This is a genomic window from Inquilinus limosus MP06, assembly GCF_000767795.1.
Taxonomy (GTDB): domain Bacteria; phylum Pseudomonadota; class Alphaproteobacteria; order DSM-16000; family Inquilinaceae; genus Inquilinus; species Inquilinus limosus_E.
Window position 1 is genome coordinate 1 of record NZ_JANX01000011.1, and the last position, 17,575, is coordinate 17,575.

Below are 17,575 nucleotides of genomic sequence, written 5' to 3' on the forward strand. Positions count from 1 at the left end.
TCGGAAAGGGGACCATGTCGGGAAGCGACGGCAGCATGCCGCCCGCCAGCTCGCTCAGCCCGGCGGCGGGCAGGGAAGCGGCGGCCCGGCCCGCCGGATCCTTGCCCACGGTCGGCACAGGCCCGGCCATCTGCTCGGTCAGCGGCCGGACCGTCTTGTTGGTGGCCTGGTGGAGCGCGACGTCCTTCATGCCCTGGGCTGCCGCCATGGCGGGGGCGGTGATTCGAGTCCCGGCAAACACCATCTGGGTGGTCCTCCCTTGCGCTGCGGGCCGGTCAGTTCAGCCGGATCAGGGGGCCTTTTTGCGAAATGCCCTCGCCGTTCATCTCCAGGCTCGAACCGGCTGCCAGCTTCTTGATGTGGGTTCGGCCGCTGGTGACGACGCCCTCGTGATCGATCTGGACGGAGTTGTCGTCGGCCTGCCACGCACAGACGAGGGTCTTGGAGTGGATTCCGATGCCCTCTTTGCTCATGTGGATCTGGTGGGCGCCCTCGCCGGCCGCGTCCTGGGTGACGGTCACGCCCTTGGTGTAGACCCCGTCATCGGTGAGCGAGACGAAGTTGGCCGTATCGCCCTGCACGGCCTCCACCTTGGCGGTCGACCGGATCTGGACGCCGGCATCGCTCAGCTGGATCGCATGGCCGCTGCCGAAGGAGATGGTGATGCCGGTGGCATCCATCCGGATCATGCTGCCCAGATGCTGCAGCACGATGTCGGCCGGCGTCATCGTCGACTGCGATGCCTGCACCGTGGTCATGTGCAGCGTCTGGGCGGCGGCCGTATAGGCGTTGCCGATGGTCAGCAGCTTGTTGTTGTTGACCATCTCGCTGGCGTCCTTCTGGGCGTGCAGGAACACCTCCTCGGCGCCCGCCTTGTCCTCGAAGCTCAGCTCGTTGAAGCCGGAACCGCCCGGGCTCGACGAGGTCTTCAGCGAGGTCCGGGTCTTGTCCCCCGGCAGGGACAAGGGCGGCATCATCTCGCTGTTCGGCACCACGCCGACGACCATCGGCTTGTCCGGGTCCCCTTCGACATAGGCGACCAGCACCTCCATGCCGATGCGGGGAATGGTCTGCGCGCCCCAGTTGCGGCCGCCCCAGGGCTGGCTGACCCGCAGCCAGCAGGAATCCCGCTCATCCCCCCTGGCATAACGGTCCCACGGGAAGCGGACCTTGATCCGGCCGTACTGGTCGGTGTGGATCTCCTCCCCCGCCGGGCCGACCACGATGGCCGTCTGCACGCCGTCGATCCGCGGCTGCGGGGTCCGCTGCTCGGGCGTGTAGCGCACGGCCGCCGGGATCGCGACGAAGCGGTTGGCATAGCGGGGCGGCTCGTCGCGGCTGTTGCTGTAGGTCGGGTCCTGCGCCATGTGCCACACCGAGACGACGGCGTAGTCCGCGTTCTCGGCCGCCGCCGGATGAGCCTGCAGGGCGAATCTCTGCCCCGGCTGGATGCGCCGGTTGCAGCTCTCGGCCTGGACCGTCTCGAACTGGGCCTCATGCGCCTCGATCCGGCGCTTGGTGACGGCGTCGGCGCGGTCGCGGTCGGTGAAGCGGCCGCCCCAGTGATACATCTCGAAGGGCTTGTTCGAGCCGATCGGCGCCACCGACGGCTGGTCCTGCATCTGCGGCGCCCGCGGCGTCTCGAAGTTCCAGTCGGCCTCCACCAGCCGTCCGGGCAGGAAGCTGTAGCGACGGGACCACGCCGTGATGTCGTTCAGGTCCGCATCGCTGGTGCCGTAGCGGATGGACGGCTCCTCGCCCGGCGTCCAGGCATGGGCCCCGTCCGCGACGACCAGCACATGCCGCCCCGCTTCCCCCTCCTGGCCCGGCTCGTGCCGGAACCACCAGGCCCAGCCTTCCTCCTCCAGCAGCCGGAAGATGAAGCGCAGATCGGTCTCGTTGTACTGGACGCAGTATTCCCGCGGCGTCTTCGGGCCGACCACGCCCGAGAAGTCGGCATCGTGGATGCCCGCCTCGTCGAAGATGGTCTCGAGGATCTGCTGCGTCGTCTTGTGCTGGAAGATGCGGCAGTCGGAGGTGTGCCCGAACAGCCAGAGCCAGGGATGGGCGGTGACGACATAGGCGCGCATCCCGTCGCCGAGGGTCGGGCCGGCCTCGAGCGCGCCGACCACGCCCGACCACTCCCGGCGGGCGCCGCCGGGCAGCTCCAGCGTCCAGGAGACCGGCAGGCCGACCAGCTCCGACGGCGCCACGTCCTGCCGTTTCGAGCGGACGCGGAGCCGGAACGAAAACAGGGAGCAGACCTCCTCGCTGCCGGTCATCTCCTCGAGCAGGAAGACATCGGGGCCGAGCGGTGTCTCGATCGCCAGGAGGCGGCCGGCCTGGGTCAAGGTCTCGGCGTAGTCGTCAAGCGTCATCGCGCACTTCCATGTCGGACACGGAATGGGATTCCTTGCGAGCGGCGACCCTAGCAAATTGGGACGACAGATTCCAGATACTGATTCGTAAGAAAATACATCTCGATAATACTGCAACTTATCTATCTACGTGGATGGATATGGCATTGTGTTATTAAGGTGTCCTTCGAAAGGCGGGAATTTGGAATATCGAGGTCATCCGGATTGTACTGATCCAATGGGCATGGATGCTGTCGCCGCCGATCGCGGGCTGCTGCCGGGCGGAGATGCGGCGGTGGGGGCTAGAGGCGGCCGGCCGCCTCGACCACCCGGGCCAGGAAGCGGTCGCGGTCGGCGTCGGTGGCGCGGTTCATGCCGTAGAGGGCGAGGTAGCGCACCGGCGCCCAGGGGCGGATCAGGCCGCGCAGCCAGCGCCGCACCAGCTTGCGCGGCGGGTCGCCCATCAGCAGCGACGCCCAGCGCGTGCCGCCATAGGAGACGACTGCGGTCAGAGACCGGATGTGCTGCAGGTTCGGATAGGCCCGGCCGTCGCGCATGACGAAGGACACGCCGGGCAGCATCACCCGGTCGAACCAGCCCTTCAGGATCGCCGGGAAGCCGAAATTCCACACCGGCGCCATGATCACCAGCGCCTCGGCCCGCAGCAGCCGGTCGACATGGGCCTCGACCGGCCGGCGATTGACCGACAGGTCGTGGTACCGCAGCCGCTCCTCCCGGGTCAGGATCGGGTCGAAGCCCTCGGCATAGAGGTCGCAGTCGTCGACCTCATGCCCGGCCCGGCGCAGCGCGTCGACCATCGCCCGATGCAGCGCGGCGTGGAAGCTGGTCTCGACCGGATGCGCGAACAGCACCAGGACGCGCATCGGTCAGGTCCCGCCGGGCGGAAAGGCCGGAGCCGCCCCCTCACCCGAAATCGCTGCGCGATTTCGACCTCTCCCCGGGGGAGAGGTGAACGGGCGCTGCGTCTGCTTCCCTCTCCTCGGGGAGAGGGAGGGGCCCATTCGCGTTAGCGAATGGCAGGGTGAGGGGGACGACACCAGCCCGACCCTCACCCCGTCGCCTGCAGCCCCGGGAACAGGTAGATGCGGCCGGAGTTCAGGTCGTAATCCGGGTCGTCCCAGCCGATCATCTTGCCGGGGTTCAACAGGCCGCGCGGGTCGGTCTCGCGCTTGAACTCCAGCTGCACCGCGTCGGTGCGCTTCATCCCGCCCTCCTCCAGCGTGTAGCGGTGCGGGTTGAAGATCAGGCAGCCATGATCCTCATGGATGCGGATGATCTCGTCCAGCCGCTCCTCCGTGGTGAAGCGCACGATCGGCAGGCCGGAGCAGGTGACGTTGCCGTCGAAGCGGATCACCTCGAGATGGCCGGGCACCTCGTCGCCGAAGATCTTCGTCATCTCCTCCACCAGCCGCAGATGGTCGGGGAAGGGGTAGAGCACCTGCAGATAGGTGATGGTCGGGTCGATCTTGATCGCGCGCAGCGTGGTGTGGTTCCAGGTCAGCTCGTAGAGCGGCGGCAGGCCGCGCTTCTCCTCGTCGGTAGCAGTGTCGGCGCGGAACAGCACCTCGCCCTTCGACCGCTTCATGAAGGCCTCGAAGCCGCCCATGGCGAAATCGGCCACCATCAGCAGCGCCACCGACTGGTCGCGGCGGATGAACTTCTGGTGCTTCTGGAAATAGTCGTGCGGCACCGGGGCGGCGACCGGCGCGATCTCCTTCAGCAGCAGCCCGTCGGCGCGGCCGATCTCCTCGCAGAAGCGGACCGCGTCCATCCAGTCGTCGAAGCCGACGATGACGTCGACCCACTCCGGCGCCGCGGTCAGCGGGATCTCGACCTCGGTGATGATGCCGTTGGTGCCGTAGGCGTGCAGCGCCTTCAAGAGGTCCTCGCCGGCGAGGTCGAGGATGCGCGGCTCCGCCTCCATCGTCACCAGCCGCACCCGCATGACGTTGCCGAGGTTGCGCAGGCCGCCCCAGCGGATCGACCCGACGCCGCCGGAGCCGCCGGCCAGGAAGCCGCCGATCGTCGCCATCCGGTAGGTCGACGGGAACAGCCGCATCTCCTGCCCGACCCTGGCCCGGGTCTGCATGTCCATCTGGGCCAGCACCGCGCCGGCCTCGGCCGCCACCGCGCCCGGGCGGATGGCGGTGACCTTGTTCATCCGCGCGAGGTTCAGCACCATGCCGCCCGACAGCGGCATGGCCTGGCCGTAATTTCCGGTGCCGGCGCCCCGCGGCGTCACCGGCACGCCATGGGCATAGGCGGCCTTCAGCGCCTGCACCACCTCGGCCTCCGAGGTCGGGGAGACGACGATGTCGCCGGTGACATGCTCCAGCTGCCGCTTCAGCACCGGCGAATACCAGTAGAAATCCTGGCTCTTCTGCTTCACCAGCACCGGGTCCTCGGTGACCCGCAGCCCCTCCAGGTCGCGCTTCAGCGCCGACAGATCGGTCATGCGTTCGCTCCTTCGGGCGCCAGCAGCGCGTCCAGCTCACGGTAATCCGGCAGGGTGGTGTCGATCGCCCGGCCGTTCCGGACCACGATCCGGTCGGCCTGGGGACGGGACAGCAGCTCGGTCCATGTCCGGGCGCGCAGCAGCACCAGGTCGGCGCCGCCGCCCGCTTCCAGGCGGCCGAGATCGGGCCGGCCCAGCACCTCGGCCGGGGTGGCGGTCACCGCCCGCGGCCAGTCGCCGACCGGGTGGTCGAGATGCAGGATGCGGGTGGCCTGGGCATAGACCTCGAGCGGGTCGAGATCGCCATAGGCGTAGAACGGGTCGCGGGTGTTGTCCGAGGACACCATGACCGGGATGCCGCGCGCCTTCATCTCATGCAGCAGCGTCACCCCGCGCCAGCGCGGCGTGGCCCCGGCGCGGCGGTCTTGCAGATACAGGTTGCACATCGGCAGCGACACCACGGCCAGCCCAGCCTCGGCCACCAGGTCCAGCGTGCGGTCGATCACGTCGTCCGGCTGCCGGGCCAGGGAGCAGCAATGGCCGACCAGCACCCGGCCGCGGAAGCGGTGGCGGATCACGGCCTCGGCGATCAGCGCCAGGGTCCGCACCGCCGCGTCGCCGGTCTCGTCGGCATGGAAGTCGAGGTCGAGTCCGTGCTCGATGGCGTGGCGGAACAGCCGGTCGATCCCGGCCTCCAGCCCCGCCACCGGGTAGGTGACGGCGCCGAGGATGCCGCCATGGGCGCGCACCGTGCGGCCGAGACCGGCGAAATACGCATCGTCCAGCAGCCAATCGATGGCGACCAGGGCGGCGCCCTGCAGTTCGACGCGGCCGGCCCATTCCTCGCGCAGCGCGGCGAAGACCGGCCAGGAGATCGGGTACTGCTTCGGGTCGCTGTCGATATGGGTGCGGATCAGCCGGGTGCCGTGGGCGTAGGCGCAGCGCAGGCTGAACGCCAACCGCGCCCGCACGTCCTCAGCCGACCAGTGCGCCGCCTTGTCGTCCCGCACGGTGGACAGCGCGCCGTCGAAGCTGCCGTCCGGGTTCGGCGAGCGCGGCCAGATATGGCCCTTGTCGAGATGGGTGTGCGCCTCGATGAAGGCCGGCCACGCCATGCCGCGGTCGAGGTCCAGCGCCGGCAGGTTCTCCGGATCCGGGCCGCCGGCCGGGCGGATCGCGGCCAGGGTGGCACCGTCGATCGTCAGGTCCACGCGGGCCAAGCCCTCGCGGTCCGGCGCCAGGCCCTCGGCCAGGCAGGCCGGCACGGTGGCGTTGGTCAGGCGGTAGCGCCGGGCGTCCGGCAGCGCAGCGAATCCGGCCATGCTCAGTTCTCCCGCCGGATGGCGCTTTCATGCCAGCGCCGCAGCAGCAGATGCGACACCAGGCTGGTCAGGGCGAAGATCGCCAGGCCGGTCAGGGTGATCAGGATCAGCGCCGCGAACAGCCGCGGCACGTTCAGCCGCCGCCCGGCCTCGAGGATGCGGAAGGCCAGGCCGGACTGGGCCCCGGCCGACCCGGCCGCGAACTCCGCCACCACCGACCCGATCAGCGCCAGCCCGCCGCCGATGCGCAGCCCGGTGGCGAAATAGGGCAGCGCCGCCGGGATGCGCAGATGCAGCAGCGACTGCCAGCGCGACGCGCCGTACAGCTCGAACAGGTTCAGCAGGTTGTGGTCGGTGCTCTTCAGCCCCTGGGTCATGTTCGACAGGATCGGGAAGAAGGCGACGATGAAGGCGCAGATCAGCAGCACCGATTCGGTCGACGGCGCGTAGATGATGATCAGCGGCGCGATCGCCACGATCGGCGTCACCTGCAGCACCACGGCATAGGGGTAGAAGGCCAGCTCCAGCCAGCGCGACTGGATGAACAGGATGGCCAGCGCCACGCCGCCCACCAGCGCCGCGGCCAGGGCGGCGAAGGTGATGGTCAGCGTCACGGCGAGGGCCGAGGACAGGATCGGCCAGTCGCCGACCATCGTCGCCGCCACCTCGGTCGGCGCCGGCAGGATGTAGCGCGGCACCTGGTAGGCGGTGACGTACCATTGCCACAGCACCACGAAGGCGCCGAAGGCGACCACCGGCACCGCGATCCGCGCCGCCAGCGCCCGAATGCGGCCCGGGTCGGCCCGCCGGGCCTCGGCGATGGCGGCCTCGTCCTCGGCCGCGCCGGCCTGGATCTCGATCTGGGTCATCGCTGCTCCGCCGCCACCATGATCGCCCGCATCAGCGCGTCCGACACGGTGCGGCAGCGCTCATTGTAGGGCGTGGACATCCGGTACTCGTTGCCGCGCGGGTAGGGGGCGTCGACCGCCACCTGCTCGATCACCCGGCCCGGCCGCGCCGCCATCACCACGATGCGCGAGGATAGGTAGACGGATTCGAACACCGAATGGGTGACGAAGACGATGGTCCAGTTCTGCCCCTGCCACAGCCGCAGCAGGTCGTCGTTCAGCTTGATCCGGGTGATCTCGTCCAGGGCGGCGAAGGGCTCGTCCATCAGCAGCAGCTTCGGCCGGGTGACCAGGGCGCGGGCGATCGACACCCGCATCTTCATGCCGCCCGACAGCTCGCGCGGATAGGCGTCGGCGAAGCGGTCGAGCCCGACCATCGCCAGCGCCTCCATCACCCGGTCGCGCGCGGCGGCGCGGGACAGGCCCTTCAGCCGCAGCGGCAGCCAGACATTCTTGAACACGGTGGCCCAGGGCATCAGCGTCGGCTCCTGGAACACGAAGCCGACCTCGCCCTCGGTCGCGCCGCGGTTGCCGTTCGGCCAGCGGATGGCGCCGGCCGAGGGGGCGCCGAGCCCGGCGATCAGCCGCAGCGCCGTCGACTTGCCGCAGCCGGACGGGCCGAGCAGGCTGACGAACTCGCCCTCGCGGATGTCGAGCGACATGGCGGACAGGGCCAGGGTGCCGCTGGCGAAGCGCTTCGACACCCCGTCCAGCGACACCAGCACCCGGCCGTCCGCGGCGGTGCCGTCCCCGGGCATGGTCACCTCGGCCGAATCCACCTCAGCCGCCAGCCAGCTTCTTGTAGAGGTCCAGGCCGATCCCCTTGCACACGAAGCGGGTGGTGAAGGCCTTGCTCACATCCAGCCCGGCCTCGAGCACCCCGGCCTTGACCATGCTGTCGTAGAAGCCCTGGTACCGCGCGGCGGTCATGCAGCCGATGCCCTGGGCCTCGGCCTCGCCGGCGATGACGATATGCGCGGCCTTCAGCTGCTCCCGCCCATAGGCCAGCTGGGCGTCGGTCATCTCCGGATTGTCCTTCTTGATCAGCGCGTTGGCCGCGGACGGATCGCCGAAGAGATAGTTGTACCAGCCGATGATCGAGGCATCGACGAAGCGCTGCACCAGGTCGGGGTTCTGGTCGATCATCGCCTGCTGCGCGGCGATGGTGGTGGAATAGGCGCCGTAGCCGTTGTCGGCGAGCAGGAAGACCTTCGGCTTCCAGCCGGCCTGCTCCTCGATGTCCCGCGGCTCGGAGGTCAGATAGCCCTGCTGGCCGGATTTCGGGTCGGCGATGAAGGGGGCCGGGTTGAAGGTGTAGGGCTTGTACTGCTCGTCCCGGAAGCCGGGATAGGCCGATTTCAGCCAGCGGTAATAGGTGTCGTAGCCCTCGCCGGACAGGAACAGCGTATCCAGCTTCGCCAGGTCGGCGATGGTCTCGATCCCCTGGTCGGGATGGGCCATCAGCACCTGCGGGTCCTTCTGGAAGATGGCGGCGACATTGATCACCGGCACCCCTTCCTTGACCGAATCGAAGGCGTCCAGCGTGCCGCCCATGAAGAAGTCGATCTGGCCGGCCACCAGCCGCGCCCGGTTGGCCGCCTGCGGCCCGCCCATGACGATGGTGACGTCCAGCCCGTATTTGGCGTAGGTGCCGTCCGCCAGCGCCTGGTAGTAGCCGCCATGCTCCGCCTGGGCCAGCCAGTTGGTGCCGAAGCTGACCTTGTCCGCCGCCGGGGCCGCGCCCGCGGCCAGCCCCGCCGCCAGGCCGAAGGCGAGAGCGAGGGCCCGTCCGAAAAGCTGCATGAAGCCGATCCCCTGTGTCGTTTCTTTGCCGCGGCGCCAAGGACGACAGGATGCAACGGCCATGCCATCCGTCCCCGGTGTGGGGGACGCCGCGGCCGGCCGGCGATCCGCGGGATATCGGGCGCCCGGATGGCGGCGCGCCGCGGCCGACGCCCGTCCTTCCGGTGCCCAACAACTGGGCAGCCTAGTCCAGTTTTCCGGCATGCGGCAACCTTGCGCAGGCCCGTCGCCGGCCCTACCGTTTGCTGCCTTTCGCGGGAGACGAATCCTGATGTCGCGTCCCATCACCCCCGCCGGAATCCGGCCGCCCTTCGCCCGCTACAGCCATGCCGTCGAGGTGCCGGCGGGCCACCGCCTGGTGGTCTGCTCCGGCCAACTCGGCATCGACCCGGACGACGCGGTGCCGGACACGGTCGAGGGCCAGGCCGAGCTGTGCTTCGACAACATCCGGGCGATCCTGGCGGCGGCCGGGATGGACCTGTCGCATGTCATCCGCATCAACGCCTTCGTCACCGCGCAGGAACATCTCAAGGGCTACATGAAGGTGCGCGACCGCGTCGTCGCCGACCCTCCCCCGGCTTCGACCCTGATGATTGTCTCCGGCTTCTCCCGGCCGGAGTTCCTGGTCGAGGTGGAAGTGATCGCGGCTGGACCGGCAGAGGCAGCGGGATAGGGGGAATGCCTTCCATACGTGTCATCCTCGGGCTTGACCCGAGGATCCAGGGGCCACCAAGACCGGCTCTCCATGGCCCCTGGATTGCCGGGTCAAGTCCGGCAATGACGGCAAAGGAGATGGGCCGTCTCCATGACCCGATGCTCCGCCGCCTGAAAGGATCCTGCTGATGCTGCCGAAGCGTTACTGGCACGAGATGACCACGCTCGACTTCCGGAATGGGGGCTCGGAGGGCTGGATCGCGGTGCAGCCGGTCTGCGCCATCGAGCAGCACGGGCCGCATCTGCCGGTCTACACCGACACCTGCATCGCCGAGGGCATGGTGCGGCGGGTGCTGGAGCTGCTGCCGCAGGAGCTGCCGGTCACCTTCCTGCCGACCCAGGCGGTGGGCAAGTCGAACGAGCACATCGCCTCGCCCGGCACCCTGACCCTGTCCTGGGAGACGCTGACGCAGCTCCTGATCGAGATCGGCGAGAGCGTGCGCCGCGCGGGTGTGCGCAAGCTGATCCTGATCAACTCGCATGGCGGCAACGTGCCGATCCTCGACGTCGTGGCGCGCGAGCTGCGCGTGCGGCACGGCATGCTGACGGTGCATTCGGCCTGGTCGCGCTTCGGCAACCCGGACGGGCTGTTCCCGGCGGAGGAGGCGGCCTACGGCATCCATGGCGGCGACATGGAGACCTCGGTGATGCTGCATCTGCGCCCGGACCTGGTGAAGATGGACCTGGCTGCGGATTTCCGCTCGACCCAGCTGCGGTTCATCGAGGAGTTCGCGCATCTGCGGGCGCATGGCGTGTCGCAGTTCGGCTGGATGGCGCAGGACCTGAACCCCGGCGGCGCGGTCGGCAACGCCGCCAACGCCACGGCCGAGAAGGGCCGGCAGGTGGTCGACCACCAGGCCGCCGCCTTTGTCGCTTTGTGCCGCGACGTGCACGGGTTTGATCTGGAGCGGCTGTGGGTGGAAGGGTAGGCGTATCGAACGCAGGAACCGGCCCGCACTTCCACTCTCCCCCTCCCCTTGCGGGAGGGGGGCAGGGGAGGGGGCTGCGCGCGTCCGCGCGAATGGGCAGAGCACCAAACTCGCCGTCCGCGTCGGCTTGCGACGGTCCGGGTCGGGTCAAGCCGATAGAACCCCCTCCCCCTACCCCCCTCCCGCGAGGGGAGGGGGGACTCAAAAGAGGCGATGTGTGAATGCCGTAGCCCGCGAGGGGAGGGGGAGGATAAAAGGATGGGCCGGTTCGGTGACGAAAGGACCTAAGCAGGCGTGAACACCTCGACCGGCGCCCTCACCCCGCGCAACGTCTGCAGGCCCAGGCAGCGGAAGCGCTCCGGCGCCGCCAGGGCTTCGACGAAGCGGTGGCTGACCACCATCGGCACGTTCAGCACGCTGCACAGATGCTCCAGCCGGGCGGCCTCGTTCACCGCCGGGCCGATGATGGTGAAGTCCAGCCGCTGGCCCGACCCGACATTGCCGTACAGCACGTCGCCGACATGCAGCGCCACGTCCAGCGTCATCACCGGCGCCCCCTCGGCGGTGCGGCGCAGGTTGATCGCGGCGATCCGCTCCAGCGCCTCGGCCGCGGCCGCCAGGGCCAGGCCGCAAGTCGCGGCCGGGTCGTCCTCGGCGAAGGCGAAGGTGGCCAGCAGGCCGTCGCCCATGAATTTCAGCACCTGCCCGCCGCGGGCCTCGATCGGCGTCGCCAGCGCGTCGAGATAGTCGTCCAGCATGGCCACGAGCTGGTCGCGCGGCATGGCGTCGGCCAGGGCGGTGAAGCCGCGCAGGTCGCCGACCAGGATCGCGGCCGAGATGGTCTCGACCGAGCCGCGGCGGATCTCGCCGTCCAGCACCCGCCGGCCGACGTCGCGGCCGAGATAGGTGGTCAGCACGGTGCGGAAGGCGGCCAGATCGATGCCGGCGCGGATGGCGGCCCCGAACACCGGCATCAGGTCGTCCAGCGCCCGCACCTCCGCCTCGCCGAAGCCGCCGGGCCGGTCGGTCGCCAGCGTCACCGAGGCTCCGGTGCGCAGCGGGTGCAGCGTGCCGTCGAAGCCGAAGGGAATGATGAAGCAGAGATAGTCGGTGGCGCCGGCGTCGCGGAACTCGGCCAGGACCGGGAAGCGGTCCACCCCCTCGCCCCGTTCCAGCCGGTAGCGGGTCAGCGGCACGATGTCCTCGGCCCGGGCGGCGGCGGGATCGCGGGCGGTCTCCCGCGCCGCCAGCACCGCCTCGTAGATCGGGCTGGGGCTCGCGATCCTGCCCCAGGAGCCGTGGCCGTACGCCTCGCTCTCCCGGTCGCCGTCGCGGGTCCAGATCAGGCCGAACGCCTCCATCTCCGGATGCAGGGTGGTGGCCGAGAGATAGGCCCGCCACAGCGGGATGCCGGCGTCGAGCAGACCGTCGGCGAAGCCGCAGGCGACGTCCTGCACCGGCCCGGCCATCAGCGCCTGGTTGCCCAGCCAGCGCCGCAAGCGGGCCAGGGCGGCGGTGGTCGCGGCGGGCAGGTCACCCACGCGACAGGCCGCGCGCCTCCAGCGCGGCGAGATAGGCGCGCCACAGCTCGTCCTGCCGGGCGGCGAGCTCGTGGAGGTAGGTCCAGGAATAGAGGCCGGTGTCATGGCCGTCGTCGAACACCAGCCGCACGGCATAGTGGCCAACCGGCTCGACCGCCGTGATGGCGACATTGCGCTTGCCGCCGACGATGGTCTTCTGCGACGGGCCGTGGCCCTGCACCTCGGCCGACGGGCTCTCGACCCGCAGCAGCTCGGCCGACAGGGTGACGTGCAGACCGTCGTCGAAGCGCAGCTCCAGCACGCGCTCGGCCCGCTTCAGCCGGATCTCGATCGGCCGGGCGGCGCTGCCGGTCAGGGGCGGGCTGCCCATGCTGCTCATCGTGTCAGCGCCGCGCGTCGGGGTCGAGCGGCCGGGCTTCGTCGATCAGCATGATCGGGATGCCGTCGCGGATCGGATAGGCCAGCCGCGCCTGGTCCGAGATCAGCTCCTGCGCTTTCGCGTCATAGCGCAGCGGCGACTTGGTCAGCGGGCAGACCAGCATCTCCAGCAGGCGCGGATCCACCGCCGTGGGGCTGCTGGGGGCCGGGGCGCCGGCGGAATCGGGGGTATCGGTCATGGTACGGGTCCGGGAACAGGGGCCGTCAGTGGCGCACGCGGCCGGCATGGCCGCCATGGATCGCCATCCGGATGATCGATAGCATGACTCGGGTGCGCTCGCAGAGATCCTTCGCCTCCAGCAGCGCCTGCTTCTCCTGCGGCTCGAACGGGCAGATCATCGCCAGCGACGTGACCAGCCGCTCATCCGGGGTCTGGCCGATCGCCTCCCAGTCGGCGGACAGCCCGGCGATGCGGAAATAGTCGGTCAGGGCCTGGTTCAGCCCGGCGCGGTCGATCTCCGCCGCGGTCGGCTCGGCCATGTCGGCGGCGAAACCGGCCCAGCCCGGCCGCACCCGGCGATAGCCGCGCCGCTCCTCCAGCTCCGCCTCGACCCGGAACCGGCACAGCCCGGTCAGGGTGATCAGATAGCGGCCGTCATCGGTCTCGTCGAAGCTGGTGATCCGGCCGGCGCAACCGACGGCGTAGAGCGGCGGCGGGGCGGCGCCCCAGTTTCCGGGGCGCGGCTGGATCATGCCGATCATCCGGTCGCCGGCCAGCGCGTCCTCGACCATGGCGAGGTAGCGCGGCTCGAAGATGTTGAGGGGCAGGAGGCCGCGCGGCAGCAGCAGGACCCCGGGCAGGGGGAAGACCGGCAGGTCGGTGCCGAGGTCCTGGAAAGCTGGGGCGCGCGGCCGCCGGCTCATGAAAACAGGAGCGAGGACAACCGGCGCCGGCCGGACAGGGTCAGCGGGTCGGTCGGGCCCAGCGCCTCGAACAGCTTGACCAGCTGCTTGCGCGCCGCCTGCTCGTTCCACTCGCGGTCACGGCGGAACAGCTCCAGCAGCTCGTCCATCGCCTCCTCGCGCTGGCCGGCGCCGTAGAGCGCGGTCGACAGCTCGTAGCGCGCCTCGTGATCGTCGGCATTGGCCGCCAGGCGCTGGCGCAGCCCGGCCAGGCCGGCGATGGCGGCGGCGCTCTCCTCGGCCAGCTCCAGCGCGCTCTTCGCCGCCAGCACGTCCGCATGGCGCGCCATCTCGGGCGTCAGGCTGTCCAGGAACTGCTTGGCCTGCTCGGTCTCGCCCAGCGCGATCAGGCAGCGGGCCAGGCCTGCCGCGGCGGCGGCGCTGTCCGGCGCATGCGCCAGGACATGCTGGTAGATGCCGGCCGCCTCCTCGACATTGCCGCTGTCCAGCACGCTCTTGGCCTCGGCCAGCAGCTGATCGACATGGTCGTGGTCGTCATGCCCGGCCAGCTGCACCAGCTTGTCGATGAAGCTCTTGACCTGGCTTTCCGGCACCGCGCCCATGAAGCCGTCGACCGGGCGCCCCTGGTAGAAGGCATAGACCGTTGGCACCGACTGGATGCGCAGCTGCGCCGCCAGGGCCTGGTTCTGGTCGATGTCGACCTTGACCAGCCGGACCTTGCCGCCCGCGGCCTGGACCTGCTTCTCCAGGATCGGGCCCAGCGTCTTGCAGGGGCCGCACCAGGTGGCCCAGAAGTCGACGATGACCGGCACCTCCATCGAGGCGTCGATCACGTCGGCGCGGAAGCCGGCGGTGCTGCTGTCCTTGATCAGCGGTGCGGCGCCGCCGGAAGCGGAATTCAGAAGGGCATCCATGGCGTTGTCCCAGGTCTGGTATTGATCTGTGCCGAAGCCCGGCGGCGGCAAGCGGCGGCGTCAGCCGCCGGCCGGCGCATCCTCCGCCGGTGGTGTAAGGGTCGCCGGCTCCGCCGGCAGGGTAGCGGGGTCGAGATCGACGATATGGGGTTCGTGGCCGCAGCTCGCAATGAAGCCCAGCAGGCCGGCGGGCTCGATCGCCGTGGTCATGGTGTTGACCAGCGGGTGGAAGTGCAGCGTGCCGTGCCGCATCATGTCGGAATCGAGCACAATGGTCACCCGCCGGGCGTCGTCATTGATGATGCTGAAGGGCGTGACCGAGCCGGGGGTGACGCCCAGCGCCTCCATCAGCCGGTCGGGCGATCCGAAGGACAGCCGGCCGGCGCCCAGCAGCTCGCCCAGCGCCTTCAGGTCGATACGGCGCTCCTCCTCGCAGACGACGAGCCATTCCTGGCCCTTCTTGTTGCGCAGGAACAGGTTCTTGGAGTGCCAGCCGGGCAGCAGGCCGCGCAGGTGGCGCGATTCCTCGACCGTGAACACGGCCTCGTGCTCATGCGTCGTCACCGCGACGCCGAGCGAGCGCAGCCGGGCGAACAGGTCGGCGGGGGTGGCGCGGGGCCGGGTGGCGGAGGAGCCGGACGATTCGGGGGCGGTGCTGTCGGGCGCGGTCATGCCGGGTGTTATACGAGCCCGCGGCGGCGCTTCCAAGCCCGCCCCCGACGGCCCCGTGCCTCCGTCGGGAGCATCCCTGAAAATTTCCGCATTTAGGTGCTTGCAAATCCCGCGGCATCGGATATAACCCGCCACCTCGACGGCGCTGCGGTGCCGACGACGCCAGAGCGGGCGTAGCTCAGGGGTAGAGCACAACCTTGCCAAGGTTGGGGTCGAGGGTTCGAATCCCTTCGCCCGCTCCAGTTTCTCCCAGGAAAATCAGAGACTTAGCAGGCATCTTTCGGGATGTTTTCTGCTTTCCCTGCCCCGCTTGTCCAATCGGGGAAGCAACTGGACGCATGTTGCGGCGTGAGCGGGGCCAAGGTTAGCGGTCTCCAGCGTTCCGCGTCAGGTCTGCGCCTCCGCGATGTGGTCGGTCACCGTGGTGATGAAGGCTCGCAGGCGCTGAAGACGCCTCATGTCGCGATGATAGCCCATCCAGATATCCCGGCCGGGTGGCTCCGCCGGCAGGTTGAGTCGGCGCAGGCCCGGCATCTGATTGCCGACCACCTGCGGCAGAACGGCGATGCCGACGCCTAGTCTGCACATGCGCCCCTGCACATTCCGGTTGTTCGAACGCAGGACGGGCCTGGCATTCGGGAAGCTCTCCTCGAGCCAGGCGATGTCCGGGAACTGGCCCGTCGATGTGTCGTGGGTGATGAGCCGGAAGCCGGCCCCGTCGCCATAGGCCGGCTCGGGGGAGTCCGCCGCGACATAGGCGCCATAGGCCAGCCGGATCAGCCGCCGCTGCACGACATCGGGCGTGTTGAACGGGACGATCCGGAAGGCGATGTCGGCCTCCCGCTGGGCGAGGCTGAACAGGCGGGTGCCCGTCAGGATCTCGACATCGACATGGGGATAGGCCTTCGCGTAATCGGCGATGACCGGCGGCAGGACGTAGGCGCCGAACCAGTCGGCAGAGGATATGCGCAAGGTGCCCTGAAGGTTCTGCTCCTGCCCGGCGAGCCGCCGTTCCATGGCCAGGGCGCCTTCCTCCATCTGCTCCGCCATGGCGATGACGGCGTTGCCCTCCTCGGTCGGAATGAAGCCGTCGGCCGTTCGCTGGAACAGCGTATGGCCGGTCGCCTGTTCGAGAGCCCGGAGACGGCGCCCGACCGTCGGGTGGCTCAGGTGAAGCGCGCGGGCGGCGCCGCCCAGCGTGCCGGCACGGGCGATGGCCAGGAAGATCCGGACGTCACTCCACTCCATCGCGCCATTCCACACTGCTGGCCCACAAAACTGAACGGTGACCGTACGACATTGTCAGTTATCGTACAGATCTGATCGCCTAAATCCACCTGGTGCGGACGAGCCGCTCGTGCAGCGACCCTCGTCCAGCGCATCGCAGGAGGATTTGGTGAAAACCTGGCTGATTACCGGATGCTCGTCCGGACTGGGGAAGCAGCTTGCCGAGGCGGTCGCCGGGCGTGGCGACCAGCTCGTCGCCACCGCGCGTTCGGTCGATGCCGTGCAGGCGTTGTGCGACCGTTACCCCGAGACGGTGCGCGGCACAGCGCTCGACGTGACGCGGCCCGGCGCCGCCGCGGAGGCCGTCGCGCTGGCCGAAAGCGCCTTCGGCGGCCTCGACGTCCTGGTGAACAATGCCGGGTTCGGCTTCATCGGGGCGATCGAGGAGGGGGAACCCGGCGAATACCGGCCGGTGTTCGAGGCGAACGTGTTCGGCCTGATCGAGACGACGCGGGCCGCACTGCCGGCGCTCCGCAAGCGCGCGGGAGCCTGCATCGTCAACCTGTCCTCCGGCGCCGGCATCGCCGGTTCCGCGGGCAATGGAATCTACAACGCGACCAAGTTCGCGGTGGAAGGCTTGTCGGAGGCGCTCGCGGAGGAGCTCCGACCCCTGGGACTGAACGTCGTCATCGTCGAGCCCGGCCCCTTCCGCACCGAGTTTCTCGGCCGCTCGATCGTCGCCGCGGCGCGAGAGATTGCCGCCTACGCCGACACGGCGCATGCGAGGCGGCGGTATCGCCAGACCAACAACGGCAGGCAGGTGGGCGATCCCGCCAAGGCCGTCGCCGTGATGCTGCAGGCCGTCGATGCCGAGCATCCGCCGCTGCACCTCCCGCTCGGGCCGGTCGCGCACGCGATCGCGGAGCGGAAGCTGGAGAGATTCCGCGCCGATATCGCCGCCTGGCGCGACATCTCCATCGCCACCGATTTCGACGCCCGGAGCTGAGGAAGCCCGCCATGATCACCATGTACGTGACCTATGCCGGAGATGCCGATACGCCGTTCGACCGCGAGCACTGGATCAACGTCCACTTCCCGCTCGTGCGCGAATGCTGGAGACCCTACGGGCTCGAACGCCTCGCGGGCTTCTTTCCGCAGGGAGGCGGCGGCGGCCTGATCGCCGTCGCGACCTGCGTCTTCCGGGACGAGGCGGCCATGAGGACGGCCCTGGCCTCGCCGGAGACGGCGCGGGTGATGGCCGATGTGGATCTCGTCACGGCCGTCAAGCCGCAGCGCAGCCTGGCGATGCCCCTCTGAGCGGCAGCAACGCGGCAGCCAAGTGATGTCAGTGACCGGCTGAGGCATCGGATACCGGCTTGATCAGCCTGGGTTCGATGGCCTCAGCCCACC

Annotated in this window: 19 protein-coding genes and 1 tRNA gene; 5 read left to right on the forward strand and 15 right to left on the reverse strand. The window is 69.5% G+C overall.

Annotated features, from left to right (window positions below; all coding sequences use genetic code 11):
* From P409_RS02290 to P409_RS02325, 8 genes are all read right to left on the reverse strand, one after another.
* Positions 1–244: hypothetical protein (locus P409_RS02290; RefSeq protein WP_152613208.1), on the reverse strand; the 244-nt coding region annotated here is incomplete at its 3' end.
* A gap of 31 nt (positions 245–275) precedes the next feature.
* Complete coding sequence (locus tag P409_RS02295; RefSeq protein WP_052119926.1) at positions 276–2,378, reverse strand: type VI secretion system Vgr family protein; 2,103 nt, start codon at positions 2,376–2,378, stop codon at positions 276–278.
* Positions 2,379–2,659: 281 nt separating this feature from the next.
* Positions 2,660–3,241 (reverse strand): NAD(P)H-dependent oxidoreductase, encoded by a 582-nt coding sequence (locus tag P409_RS02300; RefSeq protein WP_034831386.1) that lies wholly within the window; start codon positions 3,239–3,241, stop codon positions 2,660–2,662.
* Positions 3,242–3,426: 185 nt separating this feature from the next.
* The gene (locus tag P409_RS02305) at positions 3,427–4,833 is read right to left on the reverse strand and encodes an FAD-binding oxidoreductase (RefSeq protein WP_034831388.1); all 1,407 of its coding nucleotides are present in this window, start codon (positions 4,831–4,833) and stop codon (positions 3,427–3,429) included.
* Positions 4,830–6,155 (reverse strand): cytosine deaminase, encoded by a 1,326-nt coding sequence (locus P409_RS02310; protein WP_034831390.1) that lies wholly within the window; start codon positions 6,153–6,155, stop codon positions 4,830–4,832. The genes P409_RS02305 and P409_RS02310 overlap by 4 nt, the downstream gene beginning before the upstream one ends.
* Before the next feature lie 2 nt (positions 6,156–6,157).
* Entirely contained in the window at positions 6,158–7,024 is an 867-nt protein-coding gene (locus P409_RS02315) for an ABC transporter permease (protein ID WP_052119927.1), read from the reverse strand.
* On the reverse strand, positions 7,021–7,821 hold the full coding sequence (locus tag P409_RS02320) for an ABC transporter ATP-binding protein (protein WP_052119932.1): 801 nt from the start codon (positions 7,819–7,821) through the stop codon (positions 7,021–7,023). The genes P409_RS02315 and P409_RS02320 overlap by 4 nt, the downstream gene beginning before the upstream one ends.
* A 22-nt stretch (positions 7,822–7,843) precedes the next feature.
* Positions 7,844–8,866, reverse strand: coding sequence for an ABC transporter substrate-binding protein (locus tag P409_RS02325; RefSeq protein WP_034831392.1), 1,023 nt, complete (start codon positions 8,864–8,866; stop codon positions 7,844–7,846).
* Positions 8,867–9,137: 271 nt separating this feature from the next.
* Between P409_RS02325 and P409_RS02330 the strand changes: the two genes are divergently transcribed.
* Both P409_RS02330 and P409_RS02335 read left to right on the forward strand, forming a co-directional pair.
* A complete protein-coding gene (locus P409_RS02330) occupies positions 9,138–9,539 on the forward strand; it encodes a RidA family protein (RefSeq protein ID WP_034831393.1) in 402 nt (133 codons plus the stop codon).
* Positions 9,540–9,708: 169 nt separating this feature from the next.
* Positions 9,709–10,509 (forward strand): creatininase family protein, encoded by an 801-nt coding sequence (locus tag P409_RS02335; protein WP_034831395.1) that lies wholly within the window; start codon positions 9,709–9,711, stop codon positions 10,507–10,509.
* A gap of 284 nt (positions 10,510–10,793) precedes the next feature.
* On the opposite strand, the gene P409_RS02340 is transcribed toward P409_RS02335, so the two are convergent.
* From P409_RS02340 to P409_RS02365, 6 genes are read right to left on the reverse strand one after another with little or no spacing between them, the layout of a single operon-like run.
* Positions 10,794–12,050: an adenylate/guanylate cyclase domain-containing protein gene (locus tag P409_RS02340; protein WP_052119928.1), complete on the reverse strand. Its 1,257-nt coding sequence runs from the start codon at positions 12,048–12,050 to the stop codon at positions 10,794–10,796.
* Positions 12,043–12,420, reverse strand: coding sequence for a gamma-butyrobetaine hydroxylase family protein (locus P409_RS02345; protein WP_034831397.1), 378 nt, complete (start codon positions 12,418–12,420; stop codon positions 12,043–12,045). Before P409_RS02345 ends, P409_RS02340 begins: the two co-directional genes overlap by 8 nt.
* A 13-nt stretch (positions 12,421–12,433) precedes the next feature.
* On the reverse strand, positions 12,434–12,667 hold the full coding sequence (locus P409_RS02350; protein ID WP_034831399.1) for a Trm112 family protein: 234 nt from the start codon (positions 12,665–12,667) through the stop codon (positions 12,434–12,436).
* 25 nt (positions 12,668–12,692) lie between these two features.
* Complete coding sequence (locus P409_RS02355) at positions 12,693–13,352, reverse strand: LON peptidase substrate-binding domain-containing protein (RefSeq protein ID WP_034831401.1); 660 nt, start codon at positions 13,350–13,352, stop codon at positions 12,693–12,695.
* The gene (trxA, locus tag P409_RS02360) at positions 13,349–14,266 is read right to left on the reverse strand and encodes a thioredoxin (RefSeq protein ID WP_034831430.1); all 918 of its coding nucleotides are present in this window, start codon (positions 14,264–14,266) and stop codon (positions 13,349–13,351) included. The genes P409_RS02355 and trxA overlap by 4 nt, the downstream gene beginning before the upstream one ends.
* Positions 14,267–14,326: 60 nt before the next feature.
* Positions 14,327–14,938, reverse strand: a complete 612-nt coding sequence (locus P409_RS02365) for a prolyl-tRNA synthetase associated domain-containing protein (RefSeq protein ID WP_081991149.1) — start codon at positions 14,936–14,938, stop codon at positions 14,327–14,329.
* A 167-nt stretch (positions 14,939–15,105) separates the two neighbouring features.
* On the opposite strand from P409_RS02365, the gene P409_RS02370 reads away from it, so the two are divergent.
* Positions 15,106–15,180: transfer RNA gene (locus P409_RS02370), tRNA-Gly, on the forward strand.
* A 145-nt stretch (positions 15,181–15,325) separates the two neighbouring features.
* On the opposite strand, the gene P409_RS02375 is transcribed toward P409_RS02370, so the two are convergent.
* Positions 15,326–16,186, reverse strand: coding sequence for a LysR family transcriptional regulator (locus P409_RS02375; protein WP_034831403.1), 861 nt, complete (start codon positions 16,184–16,186; stop codon positions 15,326–15,328).
* Between the two features lie 148 nt (positions 16,187–16,334).
* On the opposite strand from P409_RS02375, the gene P409_RS02380 reads away from it, so the two are divergent.
* Positions 16,335–17,171: an oxidoreductase gene (locus P409_RS02380; protein ID WP_034831434.1), complete on the forward strand. Its 837-nt coding sequence runs from the start codon at positions 16,335–16,337 to the stop codon at positions 17,169–17,171.
* Between the two features lie 11 nt (positions 17,172–17,182).
* Positions 17,183–17,482, forward strand: coding sequence for an EthD family reductase (locus tag P409_RS02385; RefSeq protein ID WP_034831405.1), 300 nt, complete (start codon positions 17,183–17,185; stop codon positions 17,480–17,482).
* Positions 17,483–17,575 lie beyond the last annotated feature (93 nt).

Coding starts and splice junctions, on each gene's coding strand:
- P409_RS02320 (WP_052119932.1), bottom strand. CDS start 7,821: ATGCCCGGGGACGGCACCGCCGCGGACGGCCGGGTGCTGGTGTCGCTG.
- P409_RS02335 (WP_034831395.1), top strand. CDS start 9,709: ATGCTGCCGAAGCGTTACTGGCACGAGATGACCACGCTCGACTTCCGG.
- P409_RS02385 (WP_034831405.1), top strand. CDS start 17,183: ATGATCACCATGTACGTGACCTATGCCGGAGATGCCGATACGCCGTTC.
- P409_RS02355 (WP_034831401.1), bottom strand. CDS start 13,352: ATGAGCCGGCGGCCGCGCGCCCCAGCTTTCCAGGACCTCGGCACCGAC.
- P409_RS02375 (WP_034831403.1), bottom strand. CDS start 16,186: ATGGAGTGGAGTGACGTCCGGATCTTCCTGGCCATCGCCCGTGCCGGC.
- P409_RS02295 (WP_052119926.1), bottom strand. CDS start 2,378: ATGACGCTTGACGACTACGCCGAGACCTTGACCCAGGCCGGCCGCCTC.
- P409_RS02315 (WP_052119927.1), bottom strand. CDS start 7,024: ATGACCCAGATCGAGATCCAGGCCGGCGCGGCCGAGGACGAGGCCGCC.
- P409_RS02350 (WP_034831399.1), bottom strand. CDS start 12,667: ATGACCGATACCCCCGATTCCGCCGGCGCCCCGGCCCCCAGCAGCCCC.
- P409_RS02300 (WP_034831386.1), bottom strand. CDS start 3,241: ATGCGCGTCCTGGTGCTGTTCGCGCATCCGGTCGAGACCAGCTTCCAC.
- P409_RS02305 (WP_034831388.1), bottom strand. CDS start 4,833: ATGACCGATCTGTCGGCGCTGAAGCGCGACCTGGAGGGGCTGCGGGTC.
- trxA (WP_034831430.1), bottom strand. CDS start 14,266: ATGGATGCCCTTCTGAATTCCGCTTCCGGCGGCGCCGCACCGCTGATC.
- P409_RS02330 (WP_034831393.1), top strand. CDS start 9,138: ATGTCGCGTCCCATCACCCCCGCCGGAATCCGGCCGCCCTTCGCCCGC.
- P409_RS02345 (WP_034831397.1), bottom strand. CDS start 12,420: ATGGGCAGCCCGCCCCTGACCGGCAGCGCCGCCCGGCCGATCGAGATC.
- P409_RS02310 (WP_034831390.1), bottom strand. CDS start 6,155: ATGGCCGGATTCGCTGCGCTGCCGGACGCCCGGCGCTACCGCCTGACC.
- P409_RS02325 (WP_034831392.1), bottom strand. CDS start 8,866: ATGCAGCTTTTCGGACGGGCCCTCGCTCTCGCCTTCGGCCTGGCGGCG.
- P409_RS02365 (WP_081991149.1), bottom strand. CDS start 14,938: ATGACCGCGCCCGACAGCACCGCCCCCGAATCGTCCGGCTCCTCCGCC.